At 72.6% G+C, this 23963-nt stretch carries 31 protein-coding genes and 1 tRNA gene; 11 read left to right on the top strand and 21 right to left on the bottom strand.

Annotated elements, in window-relative coordinates:
- Positions 1-10 precede the first annotated feature (10 nt).
- The 10 genes from ACGWYJ_RS00160 to purU form a co-directional block, all read right to left on the bottom strand.
- The gene (locus tag ACGWYJ_RS00160; protein WP_395103384.1) at positions 11-583 is read right to left on the bottom strand and encodes a DUF6286 domain-containing protein; all 573 of its coding nucleotides are present in this window, start codon (positions 581-583) and stop codon (positions 11-13) included.
- A gap of 62 nt (positions 584-645) precedes the next feature.
- Positions 646-1065, bottom strand: a complete 420-nt coding sequence (locus tag ACGWYJ_RS00155; protein WP_395103383.1) for an Asp23/Gls24 family envelope stress response protein — start codon at positions 1063-1065, stop codon at positions 646-648.
- The gene (locus ACGWYJ_RS00150; RefSeq protein ID WP_395103382.1) at positions 1062-1292 is read right to left on the bottom strand and encodes a hypothetical protein; all 231 of its coding nucleotides are present in this window, start codon (positions 1290-1292) and stop codon (positions 1062-1064) included. The genes ACGWYJ_RS00155 and ACGWYJ_RS00150 overlap by 4 nt, the downstream gene beginning before the upstream one ends.
- 1 nt (position 1293) lies before the next feature.
- Positions 1294-1629, bottom strand: coding sequence for a hypothetical protein (locus tag ACGWYJ_RS00145; protein WP_395103381.1), 336 nt, complete (start codon positions 1627-1629; stop codon positions 1294-1296).
- Complete coding sequence (locus ACGWYJ_RS00140) at positions 1626-2099, bottom strand: Asp23/Gls24 family envelope stress response protein (RefSeq protein WP_395103380.1); 474 nt, start codon at positions 2097-2099, stop codon at positions 1626-1628. The genes ACGWYJ_RS00145 and ACGWYJ_RS00140 overlap by 4 nt, the downstream gene beginning before the upstream one ends.
- 166 nt (positions 2100-2265) lie before the next feature.
- The gene (locus tag ACGWYJ_RS00135) at positions 2266-2946 is read right to left on the bottom strand and encodes a response regulator (RefSeq protein WP_395103379.1); all 681 of its coding nucleotides are present in this window, start codon (positions 2944-2946) and stop codon (positions 2266-2268) included.
- Entirely contained in the window at positions 2943-4601 is a 1659-nt protein-coding gene (locus ACGWYJ_RS00130) for an ATP-binding protein (RefSeq protein WP_395103378.1), read from the bottom strand. Before ACGWYJ_RS00130 ends, ACGWYJ_RS00135 begins: the two co-directional genes overlap by 4 nt.
- A 294-nt stretch (positions 4602-4895) precedes the next feature.
- Positions 4896-5426, bottom strand: coding sequence for a hypothetical protein (locus ACGWYJ_RS00125; protein WP_395103377.1), 531 nt, complete (start codon positions 5424-5426; stop codon positions 4896-4898).
- Between the two features lie 5 nt (positions 5427-5431).
- Complete coding sequence (locus ACGWYJ_RS00120; RefSeq protein WP_395103376.1) at positions 5432-6094, bottom strand: DUF6286 domain-containing protein; 663 nt, start codon at positions 6092-6094, stop codon at positions 5432-5434.
- Positions 6095-6273: 179 nt separating this feature from the next.
- Positions 6274-7134, bottom strand: a complete 861-nt coding sequence (purU, locus tag ACGWYJ_RS00115) for a formyltetrahydrofolate deformylase (RefSeq protein ID WP_395103375.1) — start codon at positions 7132-7134, stop codon at positions 6274-6276.
- A 150-nt stretch (positions 7135-7284) separates the two neighbouring features.
- Between purU and ACGWYJ_RS00110 the strand changes: the two genes are divergently transcribed.
- Genes ACGWYJ_RS00110 through ACGWYJ_RS00090 form a run of 5 tightly spaced genes read left to right on the top strand, consistent with a single transcriptional unit; the run spans position 7285 to position 11921 of the window.
- Positions 7285-8469 (top strand): amino acid deaminase/aldolase, encoded by a 1185-nt coding sequence (locus ACGWYJ_RS00110; RefSeq protein ID WP_395103374.1) that lies wholly within the window; start codon positions 7285-7287, stop codon positions 8467-8469.
- A gap of 34 nt (positions 8470-8503) precedes the next feature.
- The gene (locus ACGWYJ_RS00105; RefSeq protein WP_395103373.1) at positions 8504-9172 is read left to right on the top strand and encodes an SIMPL domain-containing protein; all 669 of its coding nucleotides are present in this window, start codon (positions 8504-8506) and stop codon (positions 9170-9172) included.
- A 23-nt stretch (positions 9173-9195) separates the two neighbouring features.
- The gene (locus ACGWYJ_RS00100; RefSeq protein ID WP_395103372.1) at positions 9196-10353 is read left to right on the top strand and encodes a carbohydrate kinase family protein; all 1158 of its coding nucleotides are present in this window, start codon (positions 9196-9198) and stop codon (positions 10351-10353) included.
- Positions 10350-11621 (top strand): glycoside hydrolase family 4, encoded by a 1272-nt coding sequence (locus ACGWYJ_RS00095; protein WP_395103371.1) that lies wholly within the window; start codon positions 10350-10352, stop codon positions 11619-11621. Before ACGWYJ_RS00100 ends, ACGWYJ_RS00095 begins: the two co-directional genes overlap by 4 nt.
- Before the next feature lie 42 nt (positions 11622-11663).
- Positions 11664-11921 carry a hypothetical protein gene (locus ACGWYJ_RS00090; RefSeq protein ID WP_395103370.1) on the top strand — a complete coding sequence of 86 codons (258 nt, stop codon included), beginning with the start codon at positions 11664-11666 and terminating at the stop codon, positions 11919-11921.
- On the opposite strand, the gene ACGWYJ_RS00085 is transcribed toward ACGWYJ_RS00090, so the two are convergent.
- A complete protein-coding gene (locus ACGWYJ_RS00085; protein ID WP_285700859.1) occupies positions 11878-12207 on the bottom strand; it encodes a DUF3618 domain-containing protein in 330 nt (109 codons plus the stop codon). The genes ACGWYJ_RS00090 and ACGWYJ_RS00085 overlap by 44 nt on opposite strands.
- 180 nt (positions 12208-12387) lie before the next feature.
- Here ACGWYJ_RS00085 and bcp point away from each other — a divergent pair, with 180 nt between their 5' ends.
- Complete coding sequence (bcp, locus tag ACGWYJ_RS00080) at positions 12388-12861, top strand: thioredoxin-dependent thiol peroxidase (RefSeq protein WP_395103369.1); 474 nt, start codon at positions 12388-12390, stop codon at positions 12859-12861.
- A gap of 54 nt (positions 12862-12915) precedes the next feature.
- Here the strand turns inward: bcp and ACGWYJ_RS00075 are convergent.
- Positions 12916-12999, bottom strand: a tRNA-Leu gene (locus ACGWYJ_RS00075).
- Positions 13000-13137: 138 nt separating this feature from the next.
- On the opposite strand from ACGWYJ_RS00075, the gene ACGWYJ_RS00070 reads away from it, so the two are divergent.
- The 4 genes from ACGWYJ_RS00070 to ACGWYJ_RS00055 all read left to right on the top strand — a co-directional run bounded on the left by ACGWYJ_RS00070 (position 13138) and on the right by ACGWYJ_RS00055 (position 16887).
- Positions 13138-14163 (top strand): anti-sigma factor RsbA family regulatory protein, encoded by a 1026-nt coding sequence (locus ACGWYJ_RS00070; RefSeq protein WP_395103368.1) that lies wholly within the window; start codon positions 13138-13140, stop codon positions 14161-14163.
- Entirely contained in the window at positions 14130-15050 is a 921-nt protein-coding gene (locus tag ACGWYJ_RS00065; RefSeq protein WP_395103367.1) for an MEDS domain-containing protein, read from the top strand. Before ACGWYJ_RS00070 ends, ACGWYJ_RS00065 begins: the two co-directional genes overlap by 34 nt.
- The gene (locus ACGWYJ_RS00060) at positions 15047-15964 is read left to right on the top strand and encodes an anti-sigma factor RsbA family regulatory protein (protein ID WP_395103366.1); all 918 of its coding nucleotides are present in this window, start codon (positions 15047-15049) and stop codon (positions 15962-15964) included. The genes ACGWYJ_RS00065 and ACGWYJ_RS00060 overlap by 4 nt, the downstream gene beginning before the upstream one ends.
- 131 nt (positions 15965-16095) lie before the next feature.
- Positions 16096-16887 carry an MEDS domain-containing protein gene (locus ACGWYJ_RS00055; protein WP_285700864.1) on the top strand — a complete coding sequence of 264 codons (792 nt, stop codon included), beginning with the start codon at positions 16096-16098 and terminating at the stop codon, positions 16885-16887.
- Between the two features lie 4 nt (positions 16888-16891).
- On the opposite strand, the gene rdgB is transcribed toward ACGWYJ_RS00055, so the two are convergent.
- Together rdgB and rph are read right to left on the bottom strand one after the other, a co-directional pair.
- The gene (gene rdgB / locus ACGWYJ_RS00050) at positions 16892-17524 is read right to left on the bottom strand and encodes an RdgB/HAM1 family non-canonical purine NTP pyrophosphatase (protein WP_285700865.1); all 633 of its coding nucleotides are present in this window, start codon (positions 17522-17524) and stop codon (positions 16892-16894) included.
- Positions 17521-18240, bottom strand: a complete 720-nt coding sequence (rph, locus tag ACGWYJ_RS00045; protein ID WP_395103365.1) for a ribonuclease PH — start codon at positions 18238-18240, stop codon at positions 17521-17523. Before rph ends, rdgB begins: the two co-directional genes overlap by 4 nt.
- Before the next feature lie 119 nt (positions 18241-18359).
- On the opposite strand from rph, the gene ACGWYJ_RS00040 reads away from it, so the two are divergent.
- Positions 18360-19061 carry an MIP/aquaporin family protein gene (locus ACGWYJ_RS00040; protein WP_395103364.1) on the top strand — a complete coding sequence of 234 codons (702 nt, stop codon included), beginning with the start codon at positions 18360-18362 and terminating at the stop codon, positions 19059-19061.
- 9 nt (positions 19062-19070) lie between these two features.
- On the opposite strand, the gene ACGWYJ_RS00035 is transcribed toward ACGWYJ_RS00040, so the two are convergent.
- The 7 genes from ACGWYJ_RS00035 to ACGWYJ_RS00005 form a co-directional block, all read right to left on the bottom strand.
- The gene (locus ACGWYJ_RS00035) at positions 19071-19820 is read right to left on the bottom strand and encodes an MBL fold metallo-hydrolase (RefSeq protein WP_395103363.1); all 750 of its coding nucleotides are present in this window, start codon (positions 19818-19820) and stop codon (positions 19071-19073) included.
- 31 nt (positions 19821-19851) lie between these two features.
- A complete protein-coding gene (murI, locus tag ACGWYJ_RS00030) occupies positions 19852-20688 on the bottom strand; it encodes a glutamate racemase (RefSeq protein WP_395103362.1) in 837 nt (278 codons plus the stop codon).
- Between the two features lie 80 nt (positions 20689-20768).
- Positions 20769-21569: a thioesterase family protein gene (locus ACGWYJ_RS00025; protein ID WP_395103361.1), complete on the bottom strand. Its 801-nt coding sequence runs from the start codon at positions 21567-21569 to the stop codon at positions 20769-20771.
- A 377-nt stretch (positions 21570-21946) separates the two neighbouring features.
- A complete protein-coding gene (locus ACGWYJ_RS00020) occupies positions 21947-22894 on the bottom strand; it encodes a PLP-dependent cysteine synthase family protein (RefSeq protein WP_395103360.1) in 948 nt (315 codons plus the stop codon).
- Positions 22895-22912: 18 nt separating this feature from the next.
- A complete protein-coding gene (locus tag ACGWYJ_RS00015) occupies positions 22913-23185 on the bottom strand; it encodes a MoaD family protein (RefSeq protein ID WP_285700871.1) in 273 nt (90 codons plus the stop codon).
- A gap of 108 nt (positions 23186-23293) precedes the next feature.
- A complete protein-coding gene (locus ACGWYJ_RS00010) occupies positions 23294-23419 on the bottom strand; it encodes a hypothetical protein (RefSeq protein WP_395103359.1) in 126 nt (41 codons plus the stop codon).
- Positions 23420-23492: 73 nt separating this feature from the next.
- Positions 23493-23921: a M67 family metallopeptidase gene (locus ACGWYJ_RS00005; RefSeq protein WP_285700873.1), complete on the bottom strand. Its 429-nt coding sequence runs from the start codon at positions 23919-23921 to the stop codon at positions 23493-23495.
- Positions 23922-23963 lie beyond the last annotated feature (42 nt).

Raw genomic sequence — 23963 nt, 5'->3', positions numbered from 1 at the left:
TCCTGTCCCCCTAGTCCTCGGCCGTTTTGATCACGACCGTGACGCGCCGTCTCGGCATGGGCCCGATCTCCTCCAGCCGCCGCCGTACCGCGTCCGTGACGGAGCCGCGCAGGTCGTGCTCCTCGCGCATCGCGGTGGCCGCGACGACCTTCACCCGGTGCCGTCTCAGCCCGACCCGGCGGACGCGCGACACGCCCTCGACGGACTCGGCCGCCGAGGCGACCGCGCGCTTGAGCCCGCGCCGGGTGACGCCCACCATCAGGCCGGGGTTGTCGCCGTGCAGCGGGACCAGCCGCCCGCGTCCCGGCCACAGCCCCGCCCACAGGAAGATCAGGCCGAGCAGCGCCAGCACGGCCGAGATCAGCAGCGCGAGCCAGTCCTTCCACGGCGTCCCGGCCGCCCACGAGGTCACCCGGTCGTAGGGGACGAGCCGGGACGGCTCGCCGACCAGCCCGGAGACCGTCTCGATCGCGGTGAGCGCGCCCACCGCCGTGATCAGCAGGGCGCCGAGCAGCGCCGGCCAGACGCGGCGCGAACGGAACGCGCGGCGCGCCGCGCGGTCGGCCTTTCGGGATGGCCCCACCCGTGACCGTGGATGACCCAGCGCACGCGGCAGCTCATGCTGCGCATGGGGCGCGGACGAGGTCATCGCTCCTCCAGCGGTTCCAGCCTGGCCACCTCGATGTCGAGGTGGCGCACGGTGAGGCCCGTCAGGTCGCGGACGCGGTCGCGGACGCGCTCACGCACCCGCCTGGCCACCTCGCGCACCGGGTCGGGATACACCACCGCCATCTGCACGCGGGCGGTCACCAGGGAGCCGTGCACGTCCACGTCGACGCGGGGTCCGCCCATCCGGCCCCGTATCGGGCGCGCGGTCCGCTTCAGGCCGCCGCCGTCCTCGCTCATCGCGCGGGCCACGATCCGCTCGACCGCGCGGTCGGCGATCGTGGTGTGGCCGCGCTCGCCGTGGTACGGATCGTCCCTGTCGGGCGAGGGCTCCGGAGCCGGCGGCGGTTCGGCCATCGGCGCCTCCGACCTGCCGCGCGCCGCGTGGCCCGTCGTCACCGCTCACCCCTGCCCTGCGCGCCCCTGCCCGCCGTGCCCTTGCCCGCGAACGCGGACATCATGTCGCCCACGTCCAGCTCGCCGCTGATCGCGCGGCCGGCCAGCAGGCCCACGACGCCGAGCAGCAGGACGATCACGAAGGTCCCGAACCCGCCGAACGCTCCGGCGAACCCGAGCGCCGTGCCGAAGGCCAGGCCCGCGACCGGCCAGAGCAGCTTCCCGTCCATGTCAGCTCCCTTCCGACCCTCCCGAAGAGGCGTCGTCCTGGATGTCGGCGATCAGCACGTTCACCGGCAGGCCGTCGGCCAGCGGCAGCACGGCGCCGCGCACCGCGTCCGCGACCTGGGGCAGTGGACGGCCGCGCCGCGCGACCACGCCCACCTCGATCTCCCCGTCCCGCACGGCCACCCCGGTGTACGGGGCGCCGACCCGGTAGGTCACCACCTGCGCCCTGGGACCCGCGCTCAGCCCTGCCACGTCGGGGAGGGCGGTCACCGCCGCCCCGATCCGCTCGGCGCGGCGCTCGCGCTCCCGCAGCCCGGCCACGTTCGCCGGGCCGTTCACTGGACTTTCGACTCGGTCTGGGCGGACCGCTCCTCGGAGTCCTCCTCGCCCGGCAGGTGGATGTCGGCCACCTCGATGTTGACCTCGACGACGTCCAGCCCGCACATGTGCTCGACCTCGCCGATCACGTTCTCCCGCACCGCCGAGGCCAGGTCGGGGATGGACGCGCCGTACTCCACGATCAGGTCGAGGTCGATGGCCGCCTGCCGTTCGCCGACCTGCACCGCGACGCCGCGCGTCGCGCTTTGGTCGCTCGTGCCGACGGGCAGGCGCTCCCGCATGGTGCCGAGGGCGCGGGCCATCCCCGCGCCCATGTCGTGCACGCCGCCGATCTCGCGGGCCGCCAGGCCCGCCACCTTCGCCACCACCGCTTCCGCGATCGTCGTCCGGCCCTGCGAGGTGATCAGCTCTCCCTGCCCGTCGCCGGACGCCGTGCGCGCCCCCTGGGACTCGTGACCTCGGTCCTGCACGGAGGCGCCTGCGGGCCGCTCTTTCGCCTGAACGCTTCCCTGACTCATTCGGCATCCCCCCTGGTGAGCCGGTCGATGTGCAGCATTATGCTCACATTCGGTCACGATAAAACCACTATTCCGGACAATACCCAGGTCAATCCGGGCGAATCCGGTGTGGGCGCGGCTAGTGCGTGACCGGGTAGAACCTGACCTCGGGGCGGCCCACCTGCCCGTACGTGGGGCGGCGCAGGGCCATGCCGTTGTCGGCGAGGTACTCCAGGTAGCGGCGCGCCGTCACCCGGGACACGCCCGTGAGGGACGCGGCCGCCGCCGCGGACAGCCCGTCGGGCGGCGCCTCCGCGAGCACCTCCGTGATCGCCTCAAGGGTGGGCGCGCTCATCCCCTTGGGCAGCGGCGCCTGACCCGCGGGGCGCAACGCGGCGAGCAGCCCGTCCACATCCGCCTGGCCGCTGACCTCCCCCGCGCCTTCCGCGCGCTCGCGGAACCGCGCGTACCCCTCCAGCTTGTCCCGCAGCGACGCGAACGTGAACGGCTTGAGCAGGTACTGGACGACCCCGACCGACACCGCCGTGCGCACGACCGCCAGGTCACGCGCCGAGGTCACCGCGATCACGTCCACCGCCAGGCCACCGGCGCGCAACGCCCGGCACACCGTGAGCCCGTGCGTGTCCGGCAGGTAGAAGTCGAGCAGCACCACGTCCACCGGCTCCCGCCCGCAGAACCGGAGCGCGTCAGCCCCCGTGTGGACGACCCCGGCGACGGTGAAACCCGCGACCCGCTCCACGTACTGCCGGTGCGCCTCGGCGACGACCTTGTCGTCATCCACCACCAGCACCCGGATCACGACGCCGGATCACCCGCCTCCACGGGGACGGCGGCGGGCCGGGGAAGCGGCAGCCGGACGCGGATCAGCGCGCCACCATCCCGTTCCACCTCGATCCGCCCTCCGTACCGCCGTACCGCCTGCCCGACCAGGGCCAGCCCGAGGCCGCGCGGCCCCGCCGGGCCGTCGGACGCCTTGGTCGTCCAGCCGCGCCGGAACATCTCGTGCGCCCGCTCCGGGTCCAGGCCGGGGCCGTTGTCCCGCACCTCGACCACCAGCTCGCCGTCCGGGCCGGCGCGGGCGGACACCCGCACCCGCGGCGCCTCCTGCGATTCCATACCCTCCGGTACGTCCTGGGAGCCCTCGATGGCCGCGTCGATCGCGTTGTCGATCAGATTGCCCATGATCGTGACCAGGTCGCGGGGCGCGATCGCGCCCGAGGTCCCGTCGATCGCGCTGTCCTCGGCGACCACCAGGTCGACGCCGCGCTCGGCCGCCTCCGTCGACTTGCCGAGCAGCAGCGCCGCCAGCACCGGCTCGCGCACCGAGCCGACCACCCGGTCGGTGAGCCGCTGCGCGGTGCGCAGCTCGGCCGTCGCGAACTCCACCGCCTGCGCTGGACGGCCCATCTCCACCAGCGACACCACGGTGTGCAGCCGGTTGGCCGCCTCGTGCGCCTGCGAGCGCAGCGACTCGGCGAACCCGCGCACCGTGTCCAGCTCCCCCATCAGCGCCTGGAGCTCCGTGTGATCGCGCAAGGTGACCACGTTGCCCATCGCGCGGCCCCGCGAGCGCACCGGCGCGGTGTTGACCACCAGGACGCGGGTGTCGCCCACATGCAGCTCGTCGGACCGGGGCTCGGCCGAGGTCATCGCGGCGACCAGCTCGGACGGCAGGCCCAGCGCGTCCACGGGCCGGCCGTCCGGGATCCCGTCCAGGTCGAGCAGCTCGCGGGCGGCGTCGTTGCACAGCTCCACCCGGCCGTTGCCGTCCAGCAGCACCAGGCCCTCGCGCACCGCGTGCAGGATCGCCTCGTAGTAGTCGAACATGCCGCGCAGCTCCGACGGCGCCACCCCGCGGGTCTGCCGCCGCAGCCGCGCCGCCACCAGCCAGCTCCCGCCGATCCCGGCCGCCAGCACCCCGGTGGTCACCGCCACCAGGGGAACCAGCCGCTCGCGCAGCTCCGCCGAGATCGTCTGGATGGTGATGCCGACCGCCACCAGCGCCACCACGCGGCGCCGCGCGTCCATCACCGGCGTGACGGTGCGGACGGACGGGCCGAGCGTCCCGGTGTAGGTCTCGGTGAAGGTGCGCCCGGCCAGGGCGGGTCCGGTGTTGCCGACGAAGTGCCCCCCGATCCGCTCGGGGTTGGGATGGGTGAAGCGGATACCGGCCGGGTTCATGATCGTGATGAAGTCCACGCCCGTGTCACGCCGCACCCGCTCGGCGTACGGCTGCAACACCGACGTGGGGCTCGGGAGCGCGAGCGCCTCCCGGACGCTCGGGCTGTCCGCCACGGTCAGCGCCACCGTCGTCACGGTGCGGCGCGCGTTCTCGTTGGTGACGCGCCGGGCGTCCAGGGACGCCAGGTACGCGCCGGCCACCACGAGGATGCCGACGATGGCGGCCTGCAACGCCAGCAACTGCCGCGCCAGGCTCCAGCGCCTGCCGGACACCGACTACCACCCCCCGACCTCTCATCCCGGGCAGGGACGCCGGTGCGGACGGCACCGCCGTGAACGAAATGTACACAAGCGTGACGTCGTGCGCGGGTCCGCGCATAGTCGCCCTGGTACGGCCAGGACCTTACCGAACGCGCGCCCGCGGTCACCCACGGCCATAGGCTCCCGGTTCGGGCTCGAGCTCCCACGTGCCCGAGCCGGGGCCCGGGCCGGCGCGACACACCAGGGCCGCGGCCTCCCGGAAGGCCCCCACCGGGCCGGTCTCAGGCCACGGGCCGTAATGATCCCTTACGAGCCGCTCTGGGCCAGGTGGAACCGGATCACCACGATCAGGTCGCGCATGGCCATCACCGCGCGGTAGCGGGCGATGGGCCCGTTCACCAGGTCGGTACGGATCTCGGCGGGGACGGCCTCGGCGTCGCAGGTCACGCTCATCAGCAGCCGGGGCTTCCACCAGGTGCCGGTCAGCCGCAGGCGGGCGTCCACCACACCGGGGACCAGCCGGGTCGCGCGCAGCAGCTCGCCACCCGCCACGCCCGCCAGGTTCCGGGTCGGGCCGTCCAGCGCCGGCCGCCGCCTGAGCACCATCCGCCTGACCTGGATCCCGAACCACACCAGCCCGGTGATCGCGGCGACCTCCGCCACGACCGCGGCCGACGGCCAGAACCACTCGTACCGCTCGGCGAGCCGCGCCAGCGCCGGATCGAGCACCGCGCGCGCCGCGGCCCCGTCACCGAACGCGCCGTCCCCGAGGAGCAGTGCCCCTCCCCCTGTCGTCAGCGCCAGCGCTCCGGCGACGACCGTGCTCTCGACCCTCATCGCCGTCAGTCCTTCCGCCAGCGCAGGCGGACGCGCACGGGCGGCTCGTCCATCAGGTCCAGCTCGCCGAGCCGGGCCGTCACCGCGGCCTCCACCAGGTCGGTGATGTTGGCGGGGTTGCGGTAGCGGGTGGTGGCCCGTACCGACACCCGTCCGCTGAACCGGCCGCCCATCCGCACCCGGGCCCGGACGATGCCCGGCACGGCCAGCGTCGCCGCGGCCAGCGACCGCCGCACCGCCTGCCTGCTGATCCCCGCGGCCACGCGCGGGTCGGCGGCGCGCATCGGCAGCACGCGCGGAAGGCGGCGCGGCAGCAGCGACGGCAGCGCCATCGCCGCGCCCAGAACGACCAGGGCCACGGCCACGGCCCGTACCGCGCCGTCCTGCCAGGCCGTGCCGCGCAGGCCGGCGGCCCAACGGTCGGCCGGGACCAGCCGGGCCGGGGCGCCCAGCAGCGCGCTCACCACCTCGACCGCGGCGATCGTGCCGCAGCCGAACAGCAGCAGCGCGGCCACCAGGGCGAGCGGCGCCCGCGACAGCCGGAACTCGCGTGCCGCCAGGCGCCGTGCCCGCCGGACCGCGTGAGCCTCGGCGGACGTGACGTCGTCCTCGGCGTCCCCGGCCGCCCCCACGACCGGACGGACGCTCTTGATCAGCGTGCCCTCCATACACCACCCCCGAGGTGTGCCGACACGTGTTACCCAATGGTGATGGAAGATGACGCTGAGCGAAACCGGATTGGCGGATCGGATACCTGCGGCACACGTCCGCATGCGGACAGCGTCCACACGGCCACCCTCCGGAAAGGAGGCGGCTCAGGGGTGGGCGTCTCAGGGGCGGGCGCGCGTCAGCGGAAGACGACGGTGCGGTCGCCGTTCAGCAGGACGCGGTGCTCCGCATGCCAGCGGACGGCGCGCGCCAGGGCGAGGCACTCCATGTCGCGCCCGACGGCCATCAGGTCCTCGGGCGTGTGGGTGTGGTCGACCCGGGCGACCTCCTGCTCGATGATCGGTCCCTCGTCCAGTTCGGGCGTCACGTAGTGGGCGGTGGCGCCGATCAGCTTCACCCCGCGCGCGTGCGCCTGGTGGTACGGACGGGCGCCCTTGAACCCCGGCAGGAACGAGTGATGGATGTTGATCACCCGGCCGGGCAGCTTGGCGCAGAAGTCGTCCGACAGGATCTGCATGTAGCGGGCGAGCACCACCAGGTCGGCCCGGTAGTGGTCCACCAGCGTGAGCACCTCGGCCTCCTGCGCCGCCTTACCGCGCTTGCCCGCCTGTGCCTGCACGGGCAGGTGGTGGTAGTCGATCCCGTACGACTGGGTGAGGGGGCGCAGGTCGGGATGGTTGGACACGACCGCCACGACATCGACGTCCAGCAGGCCGGAGCGGTGCCGGTAGAGCAGGTCGTTCAGGCAGTGCCCGGCCTTGGACACCATGATCAGCACGCGCTGCCGCTCGGCGGTGTCGGTCAGGCTGAACTCCAGGCCCAGCTCGGGCGACAGCGCGGCGAAGGCCCCGCGCAGCTCGTCGGGGTCGGTGCCCTGCGCTCCCTCGAACTGCACCCGCATGAAGAACCGGCCGCTGTCCCGGTCACCGAACTGCTGGCTTTCGAGGATGTTGCATCCGCGCTCGGCGAGCAGCCCGGAGACGGCGGCGACGATCCCGGGACGGTCGGGACACGAGAGGGTCAGTACATATTCGGACACCCTTTGAAGCCTACGCGTCCCACACCCGTTCACCAGCAGGCTTACCGGTGGACGGAAGACCGGGACGGGAAGGGCGCGGCCACCCGAGAACGAGGGAAGTAATACGAGGGATTTTCGCTTTACCGCCCGCACTGTGGCACTGTGACGCCCATGAACCTCCGGGACCGATACGACGCCGCGACCGCCGGGCTCGAAGCCCCCCTGGCCGTCGTGGACCTGGACGCCTTCCGCTCCAACGCCGCCGGGCTGACGCGCCGCGCCGCGGGCAAGCCGATCCGCGTCGCCAGCAAGTCGGTGCGCTGCCGCGCCCTCCTGGACGAGGTCCTGGCGATGGACGGGTTCGCGGGGATCATGGCGTTCACGCTCCCCGAGGCGCTGTGGCTGGCACGCCACGAGACCAGCGACGACATCCTGGTCGCCTACCCGACGGCGGACCGCGCGGCCGTCGCCGCGCTGGCCGCCGACGAGCGCGCCGCCGCCACCGTCACGCTGATGGTGGACTCGGACGCGCACCTCGACCTGATCGAGGAGGCCGCGGGCGGGCGCCCGGTACGGGTGTGCGTCGACATCGACGCCTCGTACCGGCCGCTGGGCGGGCGGCTGCGGTTCGGCGCGCGGCGATCACCGCTGCACTCCCCCGAGCAGGTGCGCGGGCTCGCCGAGCGGATCGTCAAGCGGCCGGGACTGCGGCTGGTCGGGCTCATGGCGTACGAGGCGCAGATCGCGGGCGTCGGCGACCGCCCGCCCGGCAGGCCCGCGCGGGCACGGGCGATCCAGGCCATGCAGCGCCGGTCCCGCCTCGAACTGGCCATCCGCCGGTCGAAGATCGTCAAGGCGGTCCGGGAGCTGGCGGACCTGGAGTTCGTCAACGGCGGCGGCACCGGCAGCGTGGAGACCACCGCCCGGGAGAAGGCCGTCACCGAGATCGCGGCGGGCTCCGGGCTGTACCAGCCGCACCTGTTCGACCACTACTCCAACTTCCGCGGGCGGCCCGCCGCGCTGTTCGCCCTGCCTGTCGTGCGCCGCCCCGGTCCGGGCGTGGCCACCTGCCTCGGCGGCGGCTACCTGGCCTCGGGCCCCGGCGACCCCATGCGGCTGCCCCAGCCGTACCTGCCGTCCGGGCTGTCCTTCGACCCCGACGAGGGCGCGGGAGAGGTGCAGACCCCGCTGCTCGGCCCCGCCGCCGATCTCCTGCGCGTCGGCGACCGGGTGTGGTTCCGGCACACCAAGGCCGGCGAGCTGTGCGAGCGCTTCGCCGAGCTGCATTTGATCGACGGTGACCGGCTCGTCCGGACCGTCCCCACCTACCGCGGCGAGGGCGGCACGTTTCTTTGACCTGGACCGCGCTCCAGCGGCTACGTTGGCCGGTATGACCGACGCACCGTTGATCGGGGTCCGCGGCGAGGCCGTCCTTGAGGTGGAGCCGGAGATCGCGCGGCTGTCCGTGCACGTCCAGTCGCAGGAACGGGACCGGCGCACGGCGCTGGAGCGGCTCACGGAGCGGAACCAGGCCGCGCTCGACCTGATCAGGTCGTACGGGGACGCGATCGAGAAGCTGGACACCGGCGGGCTGTCGATCACGCCGCGGCTGAGGTACGGGGGGCGCAAGGAGGGCGAGATCCGCGCCTACCAGGGCACCGTCTGGATCCGGCTGGTCGTCGCCGACTTCGCGGTGCTCGGCGAGCTGGTGACCAGGCTCGGCGACCTGGAGCGCACCTTCGTCCACGGGCCCGACTGGGGGCTGCGCCGCGACAGCGAGGTCTACAAGCGGGCGGCGCGGCAGGCGGCGCACGAGGCCGTCGAGCGCGCCCGCAGCTACGCCGAGGCGCTCGGCTCCCGGCTGACCGGGCTGGTGGAGCTGGCGGACGAGGGGCTGACCGGGGACACCCGCCCGCACACCGAGGGCGTGTCGCTGATGGCGGCCCGTGGCGCGGCCGACGCGGGCGAGCCGCCGCCGATCGACCTGGAGCCCGCCACGCAGATCGTCCGGGCCGCGGTGGAGGCCCGTTTCACCGCCACCGCTCCGGAGCTCGGCTAGCACCGGCACACGGGGGACACCACATGACACGAGGACTGCCGGAATCCGAACCGCCCCTTCCGCCGCTCACCGACCCCTGCGCCGAGCGGGGGCCGGCCGGGGACCTCCTGCACAAGCGCCGGGACCCCGGGACGGCACAGCGCGATCTGGACGTGTTCCTGACCGGCCAGGTCTTCATGGACATGATCTTCACCGGGCTGCCGGGGCTGCCGCCGCCGGGCACCGAGCTGGTCACCGACGGGCTCGGCTCGGCGCCCGGCGGCGTCGCCAACATCGCCGTCGCGATGAGCCGGCTCGGCCTGCGCACGGGGCTCGCCGCCGCGTTCGGCGACGACATGTTCGGCGCCTACCTGTGGCGGACGCTGTCCGAGCAGGAGAACGTCGACCTGCGCTGGGCGCGTCAGGTCGCCGGATGGTCCACCCCGGTGACGGTGTCGCTGGCCTACGCCTCCGACCGCAGCATGGTCACCTACACCCGCCCGCTGCCGCTGCCCTCCGGCGACCTGGTCGCCACGGCGTCGCCCCCGCTACCACGCGCCGCCACCTGCTTCGTCGACATCGAGCGTCCCGTCCCCGAATGGGCCCTGGCGCTGCGCGCGACCGGCGCGCTGGTCTTCGCCGACCTGGGGTGGGACCCCACCGAGACCTGGTCGACCGACGTCCTGGACCGTCTCAAGGACGTGGACGTGTTCCTGCCCAACGCCGTCGAGGCGATGGCCTACACCCGTACCCGCACGCCCGAGGACGCCCTGGAGGCGCTGTCCGAACGGGTCCCCGTGGTCGTGGTGAAGCAGGGGGCGGGCGGCGCGACCGCGATCGACTCGTCCACCGGCGAACGCGCCCACGCCGCCGCGCTGCCCGTCACGGCGCTGGACCCGACCGGCGCCGGCGACGTGTTCGCCGCCGGATTCGTGTTCGGCACCCTCGCCGGATGGCCGCTCGAACAGCGGCTGCGCTTCGCCAACCTGTGCGCCGGGCTGTCGGTGCGGCACCGCAGCGGCTCGCTCGGCGCGCCCTGCTGGGGGGAGATCGCCGCGTTCGGCGAGTCGGGCGAGGTGCCGGCCGAGGTGCTGGAGCAGTACGCCTTCGTCGTCCCGTACATCCCGGAGACCGAGCTGGAGAGCGGGCCCGACTCGGTCACCCGCGCCGAGCCGACCCTGCGCATGGGGGCCGTGGGATGAAGCTGGCGATCATCGGGGCCGGAAGCGGGTACATGCCCGGGATCATCCGCGGGCTGCTGCACCGCGCCGCCGACCTGGACGGGACCGAGGTGGCCTGCCACGACATCGACGCCGATCATCTGGAGCTGATGGCGGGTCTCGCCCGGCGGATGTTCGCGGCCCGGGGCGCCGCGTTCACGGTCACCACGCACACCGGCCTGAAGCCCGCGCTGGACGGCGCGTCCTACGTCTTCACCACGTTCCGGCCCGGCGGGATGGCCGCCCGGCACCTGGACGAGTCGATCCCGCTCCGGCACGGCGTGGTGGGCCAGGAGACCGCGGGCCCCGGCGGGTTCCTGATGGCGTGCCGTTCCGTCCCGGTGCTCATGTCGATCGCGGCGGCGGCCGATCCCGGCGCGTGGATCGTCAACTACACCAACCCGACCAACGTGGTCACCGACGCCGTCACCCGCCACTCCGGCGCCCGCGTCATCGGGCTGTGCGACCAGCATGTCGGCGACACCGAGATGTGGGCCGGCCTGCTCGGGCTCCCGCTCGACCGGCTTGAGGCGGACTGGATCGGCCTCAACCACGCCACGTGGGCGCAGCGGCTCCGCCTCGACGGCCTCGAACTCGACCTGCCCGCCCTCCTGGACGCCATGGAGATCCCCGGCGGCGGAGCGACCCCGTGGCGCGACCCGGCCCGGATGGCGGAGCTGGCCAAGGCCCTGGGCTTCCTCCCCAACTCCTACGCCAAGTACTACTTCTTCCACGAGGACGTCGTCCGCGAGCTGCGTGAGAAGGGCACCACGCGCGCCGAGGACATCCAGGCCATGCTGCCCGCGTACTACGACAGCATCCGGGCGGAGGCGGCCAAGCCGGACCCCGATCCCAGCCGGGAGCGGGGCGGCGGCGAGCACGGCGAGTTCGCGGTGGACGTGATCTGCGCCCTGCACCGCGACGAGCGCCGCCGCATGATCGTCAACACGGTGAACGGCGGCGCGATCACCTCGCTGGAACCGGAGGCGATCGTCGAGGTCCCCGCGCTGGTCGGACGTTCGGGACCGGCGCCGCTGTCCATGGGGCCGCTGCCCCGTCCCGTCCGGGGGCTCACCCAGGCGATCCACGAGTACGAGCGGCTGGCCGCCGACGCCGCCGTCACCGGATCGCGGCGCACCGCCCTTCAGGCGCTCATGGCGCACCCGTTCGTCCAGAGCAAGCACACCGCCGAGAAGATCCTGGACGAGGGACTGGCCGCGCACCGCGCGCACCTCCCGCAGTTCGCCTAGGGTCCCGTGAACATCCCAAGGCCAGAACACGTATTGCCTTACGTGGGAGCAGCAAGCGACTGCGGCGACTATCGGATCGGGCTCGGCGTCCTCGCCATCGGGCGGCTCGCCGGCGCCGAGGCCGCCGAGTTGCGCGCGCACGTGGCCCGGTGCGGGCCGTGCCGGGCGGAGCTGGCCGAGCTGCGCGCGGTCGCCGACCTGCTCACGCGGGCGCGCCCGTCCCGCCGGGAACGGCGCGGCGCCCCGTACCGGCTGATCAACGGCGCCTGCGCCGCCTCCTCCAGACCACCAGGGCGGTGACCACCACCGCGGCGCCGACCCCCACGGCCGCGACCACCCGCGGGTCGGGTCCGCCCTGCCCCGGCTCGTCGTCCTTCTCGGGTCCCGTGCCGTCGGACGGCCTCATCATCGCGCCGACCGCCCTGGCGACCTGACCCGCCTCCTCCTTCAACCGCTCGGCGCCGCGCTGCGCCACGTTGCTCGGGCTGACCCGCTGGGCCAGCTCGTCGATGGTCTGGGCGAGCTCCAGGCGGGTGCGCTCGATCCGCCGTTCCAGCGTCTCCGGATCGCGGGACCTGTCAGCCATGCCTGTTCCTTATCGTCGGGCGTACGTCCAGTGGCCTGCGCGGCACATGATCCGAACAGTCTTGCAGGTCTTCCCCGGAAACGCCCGCGCGGCCTCGGCGGTGCCGGATGCGGGAGACCGTCCCCCTAGAAGTTGTGGGTACGGTTGGACGCGACCCATCACTGAGAAAGGCGGTACCCGGTGTCCGAAAGGCTGGAGCCCGGCGACGTCGCCCCCGACTTCGAGCTGTCCGACGCCGACGGCGCCACGGTGAGCCTGGCGTCGCTGCGGGGCAGGCGCGTGATCCTCTACTTCTACCCCGCGGCACTGACCCCCGGCTGCACCAAGGAGGCGGTCGACTTCCAGGGCAGCCTTCCGGAACTGGAGGCCGCGGGCGTCACGGTGGTGGGCATCTCCCCGGACGAGCCGCGCAAGCTCGCCAAGTTCCGGGAGAAGGAGGGGCTGACCTTCCCCCTGCTCTCCGACCCCGACGCCAAGGTCCTCCAGGAGTACGGCGCGTACGGCGAGAAGAAGCTGTACGGCAGGGTGGTCGTCGGGGTGATCCGGTCCACCTTCCTCATCGACGCCGAGGGCAAGATCGAGAAGGCGTACTACAACGTGCGCGCCACCGGCCACGTCGACCGCCTGCGCCGGGACCTGGGGCTGGGAAGCTGAACGGCCCTCACCGAGCCCCACGCTGAACCCACGCCGAGCCCTCCACTGACCGAGTGCGGACGGGGGGACTCGAACCCCCACGGTGTCGCCACCAACAGGACCTAAACCTGCCGCGTATGCCTATTTCGCCACGTCCGCTGGGTATGCGGGCCAGCACAGCTTAGCGTTCGCGCGCGGAGCCTCGACATACCTTTCGCGCCCGGCCCTTTCCGGCCGTGAGGGGGAAGCCTAGGCTGGACGGGTTCCGGGCACGGTGGCGATCGTCAGGGTGGAGTCGTGAGCGAACCGGTCACCCATCGCGTGCTGCCCTATGACGGCATGGAGGGCTACCTCGCGGGCGCCGTCCCGTTCCTGCGCGAAGGGATCGACGCGGGTGACCGCGTGCTGGCGGTGACACCGCTGGGCAGCCGCATGATCCTGGAGGACGCGCTCGGCGCCGCCGCGGACGAGGTCGAGTTCGCCGACCCGTCCGACTGGTACACCCACCCCCCGCGGGCGATGGCCGACGGCTTGAATCACGCCGAGGCGGCGCTGTGGGAGGGGCGGCGGCTGCGGATGCTGGCCGAGCCCGCCTGGACGGGACGCTCCCGCGCCGAGGTGCTGGAATGGCAGCGCGCCGAGGCCCTGACCACTCTGGCGTACGAGGGCACCGGGGCCGCGTTCCTCTGCCCGTACTCGCGCACGCTGCCCGCGGGCGTCATCGCGGCGGCCCGGCAGACCCATCCGGAGACGGTCAAGGGCACCAAAGCCGTGGCCACTCCCGGCTATCTGGACCCCTGGACGTTCAGCGAGCGCTGCGACACCGGGCCGCTGCCCGACCCGCCGCCCGGGGCCGACCGGATCCCGCTCGACCGGCCGGACCTGTACTGGCTGCGCCAGTACGTGGCCGACTTCGCCGAGCGCGCCCAGGTCTGCGACGAGCACCTGCAACGCCTGCTGGTGGCGGTCACCGAGGTGGTGACCAACGCGGTGCGGCACGGCGCGCCGCCGATCGTCCTGACGTTGTGGACCGACCCGGACGACCGTGCCCTGGTCTGCGAGGTCTCCGACCGCGGCCGGTGGAAGGCGGGCGCCGACGCCGGGCTGCTCCCGCCGCGCGGCGCCACGCCCGGCACGAACGCCCCCGGACGGTTCGGGCTGTGGGCGGTGCGCCTGCTGTGCTCGCTCGTCCAGATCCGCACCGGTGAGCGGGGCACCACGGTACGGCTGCGACTCAGCGCTCGCGGGCGTACGCTTGACGTGACCTCGCCGACCACCATGGACGCGCAATGGAGACCAACTGGTTCGCCAAACGCCCGGTGAAGGACGTACGGCCCGGTGATCACGCCTGGCTGGCCTACTCGGGGGCGGAGGAGCGCGATCTCGTGATCGGCGGCTTCGTCGGCGAGGGACTGGACACGGGCGAGAAGATCGTCTACGTCACCGAGGCCGGGCCGGAGACCCTGCCGGGTATCGCCACCCGCACCGGAGCCGAGCTGAGGACCTTCCTCGGCTCGCGGCAGCTGCGGGTGATCGGGCACCGGGACGCCTGCCTGGACGGGCACGGCCGGTTCGTCCCGGAGAAGATGGCCGAGACCATCGACCGGGAGAGCGGCGAGGCGTTCGGCCAGGGCTTCCGGGCGGTACGGATCACCACCGACCACAGCTGGCTGCTGCGCGGCCCCGGCCGGCACGACCTCGGCCAGATGGTGGGCTGCGAGCACCGGATGGGCGACGCGGTCGCGCCGTCCACCATGGCGATGGCGATCTGCCAGATCGAGCGGCGCGCCTGCCTGCCCGACGAGCTGGCCGCGCTGCGCGACACGCACGAGGTGCTGGTGGAGGTCGACCCGGAGTTCAGCGACGAGGTGCTGACCATCGTGCGCACCTTCGACCCGCCCGGCCTGCGCGTCGAGGGCGAGCTCGACTCCGCGCGGCACACGGTGTTCGCCGACACGCTCGCCAGGGCCTCGGCCGGGCGCCGCGTCGTCCTCCTGGACGTGTCCCGGCTCGCCTTCATCGACCTGGGCGGCCTGCACCTGCTGACCCTGCACGCCAACGGCCCGGCCGGCGTGCGGATCGTCCTCGACGGCCTGACCCCCGCCGTCGAGGCCGTGATCGACATGGTCGGCTGGCATCGCCTGCCCGGCATCGTCCGTGGCCGGCGGCCCGCGGCATCGACCGAGCGGTTCGGGGGCGGCATCTCATGACGCTGGAGCACAGGGCCTTCCTGTACGGCGGCATCGAGCATTTCCTGTCGGTGTCGGTGCCGTACGTCGCCGAGGGCGTGGAGGCGGACGAGGCCGTGATCGTGGTCGTCCGCGAGCCGGGGCTCGGCGCGTTGCGCGACGCCCTGGCACCGTACGGGGAGGCGATCGAGTTCTACGACTCCGATGCCTTCTACCGGCATCCGGTGCGGACGCTGAAGAGCTACCAGGAACTCCTGCTGTCGAAGAAGCCGCGCGGCGTGCGCGCGCTGGCCGAGCCGGTCTGGGACGGCTGGACGCCCCGGCAGACCGTGGAGTGGGCCCGCTACGAGTCGCTGATCAACGTGGTGTTCGGCGACGCCGACGCGCGGGCGCTGTGCCCGTACGACGTGAACGGGCTGCCCCAGCGGATCATCGAGCACGCGCGGCAGACCCACCCCCTGCTGGAGGACCGCGGGCGCACGGTGCGCAACACCGACTACGTCCAGCCCGCCGTGTTCGGCGGCCGGTGCGACCGCGCTCGCGCCTTCAAGCGTCCGCGGGGCGCCGACTACTACGCCATCACCTCGGACGACCTGCACGGCCTCCGCGCCTTCGTCGGCGAACGCGCGCTCCGGCACGGCCTGGACCCGCAGGCGGCGCAGCACCTGGTCACCGCCGCCAACGAGGTCGCCGCCAACGCGCTGCGGCACGGCTCACCGCCGGTGGGGGCGTGGGTGTGGGCGGACGGGCCGGAGCTGCTGTGCGAGGTCGGCGACAACGGACTGTGGCGCGCCGGGCCGCTGGTCGGCTTCGTCCCGCCCGGCTCCGCCCTGGAACGGGGCTTCGGGCTGTGGACGGTACGGCTGCTGGTGGATCTGATGGAGCTGCGGGCGGGCTGGGACGGGACGTTCGTCCGCCTCCACGTCCGGCGTTGACGCAGGTCGCGGACGCGCCCCCGGGGGTCACGGAAAGTTTCAGATAGCGACGAAAACCCTTGCCAGTCCCCGTATCCCGGCGGTCCCCGGTCGTACCCTGGAAAGGGTCGGCGAGCCCCTGGGGAGGCGTCATGGAGACCCTCTGGTCCATCCGGAGGCCGGTCGGCGAACTGCGTCCCGGGGACCACTGCTGGCTCGCGTACGAGAGCCCTGAGGAGCGCAGCCACGTCGTCGGCGCGTTCACCCGCGCGGGCCTGGACTCCGGGGAGAAGGTCGTCCACGCTCCCGGCCGGACCGTCCCCGCCGGGCGCAACGGGTCGGGGCTCGCGCCCGAGGCGCTGCTGACCTGGGTGAAAGACGCGACCGCCCAGGCCATGCGGCAGGGCCACCGGGGCGTGCGGATCGTCGCGGACCTCTCCTGGGCACTGGACCATCCCCAGGGCCTGGAGTCGCTGTCCGAGTTCGAGCGCGGTCTCGACCTCCTGGTCGGCGAGTCCGCTCAGGTCATCGCCGTCTGCCAGGTCGACCGGCGCCGCTGCGGTCCCGCCGACCTGGACGCGCTGGGCGCGCTGCACGGCGGCGCCGTCGCCGCCGACCCCGAGTTCGAGGACGACGTCCTCCGGATCGACCGCACGTTCCACCCGCCGGGGCTCGCCTTCACCGGGGAGCTGGACGCCTTCCGGCACTCCGCCCTGGTCCGGGTGCTGGGCACCGCCCGTGCCCACGCCAAGGACGGCGAGCTCCATCTGGACATGTCCGGGCTCGTCTTCATGGATCTCGGCGCCCTCAACATCCTGGCCGACACGGCGGCCCGTCCCCTGCACGACCGCGCCATCGTTCTTGACCGCATGCCGCCGCACCTCCGCGGCATCATGGACGCCGTGGGCTGGCACATGCTCCCCGGCGTACGCCTGGGCGCCTGACCGCTCAGCGGCGCGCCGAGCCCAGCGCCCCCGGCAGCAACCCCGCGAGGGCGCGGAAGGCCCGGCCTCGATGGCTGATGGCGTCCTTCTCCTCGGGGGTGAGCTCCGCGGACGTGCGGGTCTCGTCGTCCGGGACGAAGATCGGGTCGTAGCCGAAGCCGCCGGTGCCGCGCGGGGCGCGGATGATCCGGCCGTGCATGCGGCCCTCCACGACATGCTCGGCGCCGGACGGCACCACCAGCGCAGCCGCGGCCACGAAGTGCGCGCCGCGGTGCTCGTCGGGGACCTCGGCGAGCTGGTCGAGGACGAGCCGCAGGTTGGCCTCGTCCTTGTCGGGCGAGGCGTCGCCGAACCGGCCCGACCAGCGGGCCGACAGCACGCCCGGCATGCCGTTCAGGGCGTCCACGCACAGGCCCGAGTCGTCCGCGACGGCGGGCAGGCCGGTGGCGGCGGCGATCGCCCTGGCCTTCAGCAGCGCGTTGCCCTCGAAGGTCAGCTCGGTCTCCGGCACCTCGGGGGCGTCCGGGAAGCCGTCGAGGCCGACCACCTCGACCCCCTGCCCGCTGAGGATGCGCTCCAGTTCGGCGATCTTGCTCTTGTTGCGCGAGGCGAGGACGATCGTCCGGACGCCGGTCACCGGCCCAGAACCTCGTTCTGCAGGCGGGTGAGCTCCGCGCAGCCGCCGGCGGCCAGGTCGAGCAGCGCGTCCAGCTCGGCACGGTCGAACGGGACGCCCTCGGCGGTGCCCTGCACCTCGACGAACCTGCCGTCGCCGGTGCAGACCACGTTCATGTCGGTCTCGGCGGCCACGTCCTCCTCGTAGCACAGGTCGAGCCGCGGCTGCCCCTTCACGACGCCCACGCTGACCGCCGCGACGGAGTTGATCAGCGGGTCGCCCTTGCACAGGCCCCGTTTGCGCATCCACTCCACCGCGTCCGCCAGCGCGATGTAGGCGCCGGTGATCGCGGCGGTGCGGGTGCCGCCGTCGGCCCGGAGCACGTCGCAGTCGAGCTGGACGGTGTTCTCCCCGAGCGCCTTGTAGTCGACGCAGGCCCTGATGGACCGGCCGATCAGCCGGGAGATCTCCTGGGTGCGGCCGCCGAGCCTGCCCTTGACCGACTCGCGGTCGTTGCGGGTGTTGGTGGCGCGGGGCAGCATCGCGTACTCGGCGGTGACCCAGCCGAGGCCGCTGTCGCGGCGCCAGCGGGGCACCGAGTCCTGGACGGACGCTGCGCACAGCACGCGGGTGCCGCCGAACTCGATCAGCACCGATCCCTCGGCGTGGTCGAGCCAGCCGCGCTGGAAGCGGACGGGACGAAGCTGATCGGGTGCGCGATCGTCGGGTCGGGCCATGGGACCCACCCTAGGGCCTTGGGAACCGCGCCGCCTCCATCGGCGCCCCGCGTCCCATGGTTGATCCCGCTCCGGACGGTAATCACTCTCATTGAGTCGTGACCGGGGGGATGGGCTCAATGAACAGATATATCGCCGAGGCCGCGGGAACCGCGCTGCTGGTGTTCTTCGGGGTGGGCGCCGCCGTCTTCGGCCTGGCGCAGATCGGCACGCTCGGGGTGGCGCTGGCGTTCGGGCTGGTGCTGCTGACGCTCCTGTACGCGATCGGCCCGGTCTCGGGCGCCCACCTGAACCCGGCGGTGACCGTCGGGTTCCTGGTGGCCAGGCGGATCACGGCCACCGAGGCCGGCGTCTACATCATCGCGCAGGTGATCGGCGGCTTCATCGGGATGGGCGTGATCCGGCTGATCTCCACCGCGGGCGGGGTGGAGATGCAGGTGAACGGCGCCAACAGCTACGGGGAACGGATCAATGTCGGCGGGGCGTTCCTGCTGGAAGTGATCATGACGTTCATGCTGGTGCTGGTCTGGCTGATGGTGACCCGCGGCAACGACGTGTACGCCTTCGACGGCCTGGCCATCGGCCTGACGCTGGCGCTGGTCCACCTGATCGGGATCCCGCTGACCGGCACGTCCGTCAACCCCGCCCGCTCGATCGGACCGGCCCTGTTCGGCGGCTCGACGGCGCTGTCACAGGTCTGGCTGTTCATCGTGGCGCCGCTGGTGGGCGGTGCGCTGGCGGCGCTGGCCGAGCGCTCCCTGCGCACGTCCAGCCTCCGCACTCCGAACGAACCCGCGCCGGAGGTCCGGTCGCCGCGCTGACCCGGGGCCTCAGACCTCGTAGACGGCGCCGACCCGGGCCAGCTCGATCGGGCCGCGGAAGTCGCCCTTCCTGGCCTCCGCGAGCGTCTGCTCCGGGCTGTTCCATGGCAGCAGATGGGTGAGGACGAGGGTGCTGACGCCCGCCTTGAACGCGTGGTCGGACGCCTCCCGTCCCGTGAGGTGCATGTCGGGGGGCAGCCCGGGACGCTGGACGAACGCGGCCTCGCAGAGGAAGAGGTCGGCGCCGCGGGCCAGATCGACCAGCTCGGGGCAGGGGCCGCTGTCGCCCGAGTAGGTCAGGGTGCGGTCGCCGTGCTCGATCCGCAGCCCGTACGCCTCCACGGGATGGTTCATGAGCGCGGTGGTCACCGTGAACGGCCCGATCGTGGCCGGCCCCGGCTCCAGCGGCCGGAAGTCGAAGGTGTCGAGCATCCCGGGGTTCGGCTCCAGCTCGTACGCCTTGACCATGTGGTCGGCGGTGCCGGTGGGCCCGTACACGGGGATCCTGGGCGCGGGACCGTCGGGGCAGTAGGTGCGGGCGATCCAGTAGACGCACAGGTCGAGGCAGTGATCGGGGTGCAGGTGGGTGATGCAGATCGCATCGATGTCCAGCACGTCGTGAAAGCGCTGAAGCGTTCCCACCGCCCCGTTGCCCAGGTCGAGAAGCAGGGAGAACCCCTCCGCCTCGACCAGGTAACAGGACGCGGGGCTGTCCGGCCCCGGGAAGCTGCCCGAGCAGCCGATCACAGTGACCCGCACGCTCACTCCTCCTCTTGATGTCCCCGAGGAATCAGGTGATCAGAGCCGTGTGCTCCATGGCCTCCACGAAACCGATCTCCGGTCCGAGGAAACGGCGGCCGAGCGCTGCGAACACGGCGGGGTCTCCGGTCGCACGGAACCGGTGCGCGGGAGGCGGCAGGGCTTCCGCGCGGGCCATTCCACGGTCGTGCAGCACGCGATAGACGTCCTTCGCGGTCTCATCGGCACTTGAGACCAGTGTGACCCCGTCGCCGACGACATACGAGATCACACCGGTTAGCAATGGGTAGTGGGTGCACCCCAGGATGAGCGTGTCGCACCCGGCCTCGATGATCGGCGCGAGGTACTCGCGGGCGTCCTCCAGCAGCTCGTCGCTCATCGTGACGCCCCGCTCCACGTACTCCACGAAACGCGGGCAGGCCGCCGCCACCAGCTCGATGTGCGGCGCGGCGGCGAAGGCGTCCTCGTACGCCCTGCTGGTCACGGTGGCCTGGGTGGCGATCAGCCCGACCCTGCCGTTGCGGGTGGCGCGGGCGGCCCGCCGGGTGGCCGGGTTGATCACCTCGATCACCGGCACGTCATAGCGCTCGCGGGCGTCCCTGAGCATGGCCGAGCTGGCGCTGTTGCAGGCGATCACCAGCATCTTCACACCCTCGGCGACGAGCTGGTCCAGCATCTCCAGCGCGTAGGCGCGCACCTGCGCGATCGGACGCGGCCCGTACGGCTGGCGCGCGGAGTCGCCGAGGTAGATCACCGGCTCGTGCGGCAGCTGGTCGAGGATCGCGCGGGCCACGGTCAGCCCTCCGAACCCGCTGTCGAAGATGCCGATCGGCGCGTCGGTCGAACGCGTGCCGAAAGATTCCGACATGGTCCACAAGGCTAGGCGAGAACCCGCCGCAGAAGCGTGTCATGCGTCGTACATCACATGGTCACATGACTGAAACGCGGCTACCCCTTGCGCGCGAGACGGGCGAGCTGCCGGCTCTGCGCGACCAGCCTTCCCGCCGAGTCCCACACCTCGACCTCCTCGTCGAACCACCCGCCGCTGACCAGCCGCCCGCTCCCGTACAGCGCCAGCGGACCGGGCGCGGGCAGCTCACGCAGGTGCCAGGTCATCTCCACGGTGGGCGCCCACCCGGTGGATCCGATGTTCGTCGCGACCGGCGGCAGCGCGTCCACGGCGACGGCCAGCACGTAGGGGTCGGGCTCCGTCCCGTCCGCCATCCGGAACCAGGACCGCGCCTCCAGCCTGCCGCTGGGCTCCCCGTCCAGCCACCGCATGGTGGACGGGTCGAACCGCATGTCCACCCGGTCGGCGAACCCCCGCACCCGGACGGGCCCCTGCTTCATCGACTCCGGGCAACTCTCGATCGGCGGCAGCGCGGGAACGGGCGGCTCCCCCCTCCACTCGTGCTCCCCGCTCTCCCCCAGGGTCCCCGTGACGATCAGGGCCTCCACCAGCCGCTCCCCGCCCTGAACGAGCGACGCCCGCGCGGTGGCGGCGGTACGCCCCACCTTGACCGTCTCCACCAGAACCTCGGCCCGCCCCGCCGTGGCCGGCCGCAGAAACGTGGCGGCGGTGGACAGCGGATGCTCGTGCGGTGACTCCGCGACGACGGCCTTGTCCAGCACGGCCATCAGGTAACCGCCGTTCAAAGCGGTCCCGATCGCATACCCGCCGTCCAGCTCGACCTCATACCGGCCGTCCGCGACCTGCTTCACCGCCGTGGCGTCCAAGAACCCGCTCATCCCCACCTGCCCGTCCACGCCGCGAAGCCAGTACTAGAACCGCGTTCGAGTATAAGCCGCGGCAAAATCGCCCCCACGCCCAGCCCCCAACAACGCAAAGCCCCCAATAACCGGGGGTGCAGGGGGCGGAGCCCCCTGCCGGGGTCGTAGGGGCGGAGCCCCTACACCGGGGTCGGCGGCCCCTGCCGCGAGCCGCCAGGCGAGCGGCAGGGGCCGCTGACCCCGCTTCGGGGGGTGTGGGGGGTCGTCCCCCCACAATGAAAAGACACCGCCGCGAGCCGCCAGGCGAGCGGCAGGGGCCGCCGACCCCGCTTCGGGGGGTGTGGGGGGGTCGCCCCCCCCACAATGACAGGTGTGGGGGGTCGCCCCCCACAGTGTTACGCCCAGAGTTGGCCTTCCAGCTTTGCCTCTGCCTCTTCAAGGGTGCCGCTGTACGCGCCCGTCGACAGGTACTTCCACCCACCATCGGCCACAACGAACACGATGTCGGCACGCTCCCCCGCCTTGACGGCTTTGCGCGCCATGCCGAGGGCGGCGTGGAGGGCGCCGCCGGTGGAGATGCCGGCGAAGATGCCTTCGTGTTCCAGAAGTTCGCGGGTGCGGCGCAGGGCGTCCTTGGAGCCGACGGAGTATCTGGTGGTGAGGACGGATTCGTCGTACAGCTCGGGGATGAAGCCCTCGTCGATGTTGCGCAGCCCGTAGACGAGTTCGCCGTACCGGGGCTCGGCCGCGACGATCTTCACGTCGGGGACGCGTTCGCGCAGGTAGCGGCCGACGCCCATCAGCGTGCCGGTGGTGCCGAGGCCGGCGACGAAGTGGGTCACCGAGGGCAGGTCGTCGAGGATCTCGGGGCCGGTCGTCTCGTAGTGCGCCAGCGTGTTGGCCTCGTTGCCGTACTGGTAGAGCATCACCCAGTCGGGGTGTTCGGCGGCGAGCCGCTTGGCCACCCTGACCGCCTCGTTGGAGCCGCCGGCCGCGGGCGAGGAGATGATCTCCGCGCCCCACATCCGCAGGAGCTGGCGGCGCTCGGCGGAGGTGTTCTCCGGCATCACGCAGACCATCCGGTAGCCGCGCAGTTTGGCGACCATGGCCAGGGAGATGCCGGTGTTGCCGGAGGTGGGTTCCAGGATGGTGCAGCCGGGGCTGAGCAGCCCGTCCTTCTCCGCCTTGTTGATCATCCAGAAGGCGGGGCGGTCCTTCACCGAGCCGGTGGGGTTGCGGTCCTCCAGTTTGGCCCACAGCCGCACGTCGGGGACGGGGGACAGCCGGGGCAGGCCCACCAGCGGGGTGCGGCCCAGCGACTCCAGCAGCGAGTCGAAACGCATGGCGTCGTGGGTTCCGGCTCAGCCGCCGGCGACGGCGGGGAGGATGGTGACGCTGTCGCCGTCCGACAGCTCGGTCTCCAGACCGCCGAGGAACCGCACGTCCTCGTCGTTGAGGTAGACGTTGACGAACTTGCGGAGCCCCTTGTCGTCCACCAGCCTGTCCCGCAGGCCGGGGTGCCGGGTGTCCAGGTCGGAGAAGAGCTCGTCGAGCGTGCCGCCCTTGCCTTCGACGGCTTTGGCACCGCCGGTGAGGTTGCGCAGAATCGTCGGGATCCGGACCTCGATCGCCATCGCGAAGATCTCCTTCGGTCGTACGGGCTCCCCGCCCACGGCATCACAACAGGGCGGGGCGCGGGGGAATTCCGGGCTGTGGGGAGCGTTCGGCGTCCCCGTGGCGCGTCAGCGACAGTCGTAGACGACCTCGGCACGCGAATGGCCGAAGAGGAAGCTCTGCACCGGCGGCACCGAGCACGGCGCGACCGCCCGGTGCCGCCGGGTCCCCTCGCGCTGCTCGCCGCTCCGCATGCGGGCCAGTTTACCGGTGCCGGGTTTCGCGTCCGCCCTGGCGCGGAGGCCGCCTGCCGGGCGCCGCACGACCTCACGAGTACGAGTCGACGATCTCGACCTTCTCCTCGACGACCTCGCCGTCGACCAGGAGGTAGGAGCGGAACTCGATCTCCTCGGGGTCGCGGGTGGAGACGATCACCCGGTGCACCCGCGGGTCGGCCAGCGGGGAGCGCAGGTAGTCGATGTCGGTGCGGGACGGGTACGCCTCGGTCGAGGTGTGCGAGTGGTAGTGGACGATCATCTCTTCGTCCCGGTCGCTCATCTCCCTGTCGACCTTGATCCACTCTCCGGAGTCGAAGTCGTGGTAGGTCGGCGACCGTTGCGCGTTGGTCATCGGGATGAACCGGGTGGGGCGGTCGGAGCCCTCCGGCCCGGCGAGCAGCCCGCATGCCTCGTCGGGGTGGTCGGCGCGCGCATGCGCAACGATCTTGTCAACCAGGGAACGCTCGATCGTCAGCATGAGCCGAAGGGTACCCGCACGTGGAGCGGGGTCTGTGAGCGG

Origin of the sequence: Actinomadura sp. SCN-SB, from assembly GCF_043906805.1 — a bacterium.
Taxonomy (GTDB): Bacteria; Actinomycetota; Actinomycetes; order Streptosporangiales; family Streptosporangiaceae; genus Spirillospora.
Note: the sequence above shows the minus strand (reverse complement) of the source record. Positions and strands in the feature narration are given on the sequence as shown.

Bases quoted from the DNA above. Each gene is read 5' to 3' on its own strand.
- ACGWYJ_RS00150 (WP_395103382.1), bottom strand. From the start codon at position 1,292: ATGGACGGGAAGCTGCTCTGGCCGGTCGCGGGCCTGGCCTTCGGCACG.
- ACGWYJ_RS00125 (WP_395103377.1), bottom strand. From the start codon at position 5,426: ATGAGGGTCGAGAGCACGGTCGTCGCCGGAGCGCTGGCGCTGACGACA.
- ACGWYJ_RS00120 (WP_395103376.1), bottom strand. From the start codon at position 6,094: ATGGAGGGCACGCTGATCAAGAGCGTCCGTCCGGTCGTGGGGGCGGCC.
- ACGWYJ_RS00110 (WP_395103374.1), top strand. From the start codon at position 7,285: ATGAACCTCCGGGACCGATACGACGCCGCGACCGCCGGGCTCGAAGCC.
- ACGWYJ_RS00105 (WP_395103373.1), top strand. From the start codon at position 8,504: ATGACCGACGCACCGTTGATCGGGGTCCGCGGCGAGGCCGTCCTTGAG.
- ACGWYJ_RS00100 (WP_395103372.1), top strand. From the start codon at position 9,196: ATGACACGAGGACTGCCGGAATCCGAACCGCCCCTTCCGCCGCTCACC.
- ACGWYJ_RS00095 (WP_395103371.1), top strand. From the start codon at position 10,350: ATGAAGCTGGCGATCATCGGGGCCGGAAGCGGGTACATGCCCGGGATC.
- ACGWYJ_RS00085 (WP_285700859.1), bottom strand. From the start codon at position 12,207: ATGGCTGACAGGTCCCGCGATCCGGAGACGCTGGAACGGCGGATCGAG.
- ACGWYJ_RS00065 (WP_395103367.1), top strand. From the start codon at position 14,130: ATGGAGACCAACTGGTTCGCCAAACGCCCGGTGAAGGACGTACGGCCC.
- ACGWYJ_RS00060 (WP_395103366.1), top strand. From the start codon at position 15,047: ATGACGCTGGAGCACAGGGCCTTCCTGTACGGCGGCATCGAGCATTTC.
- ACGWYJ_RS00055 (WP_285700864.1), top strand. From the start codon at position 16,096: ATGGAGACCCTCTGGTCCATCCGGAGGCCGGTCGGCGAACTGCGTCCC.
- rph (WP_395103365.1), bottom strand. From the start codon at position 18,240: ATGGCCCGACCCGACGATCGCGCACCCGATCAGCTTCGTCCCGTCCGC.
- ACGWYJ_RS00040 (WP_395103364.1), top strand. From the start codon at position 18,360: ATGAACAGATATATCGCCGAGGCCGCGGGAACCGCGCTGCTGGTGTTC.
- murI (WP_395103362.1), bottom strand. From the start codon at position 20,688: ATGTCGGAATCTTTCGGCACGCGTTCGACCGACGCGCCGATCGGCATC.
- ACGWYJ_RS00025 (WP_395103361.1), bottom strand. From the start codon at position 21,569: ATGAGCGGGTTCTTGGACGCCACGGCGGTGAAGCAGGTCGCGGACGGC.
- ACGWYJ_RS00020 (WP_395103360.1), bottom strand. From the start codon at position 22,894: ATGCGTTTCGACTCGCTGCTGGAGTCGCTGGGCCGCACCCCGCTGGTG.
- ACGWYJ_RS00015 (WP_285700871.1), bottom strand. From the start codon at position 23,185: ATGGCGATCGAGGTCCGGATCCCGACGATTCTGCGCAACCTCACCGGC.
- ACGWYJ_RS00010 (WP_395103359.1), bottom strand. From the start codon at position 23,419: ATGCGGAGCGGCGAGCAGCGCGAGGGGACCCGGCGGCACCGGGCGGTC.
- ACGWYJ_RS00005 (WP_285700873.1), bottom strand. From the start codon at position 23,921: ATGCTGACGATCGAGCGTTCCCTGGTTGACAAGATCGTTGCGCATGCG.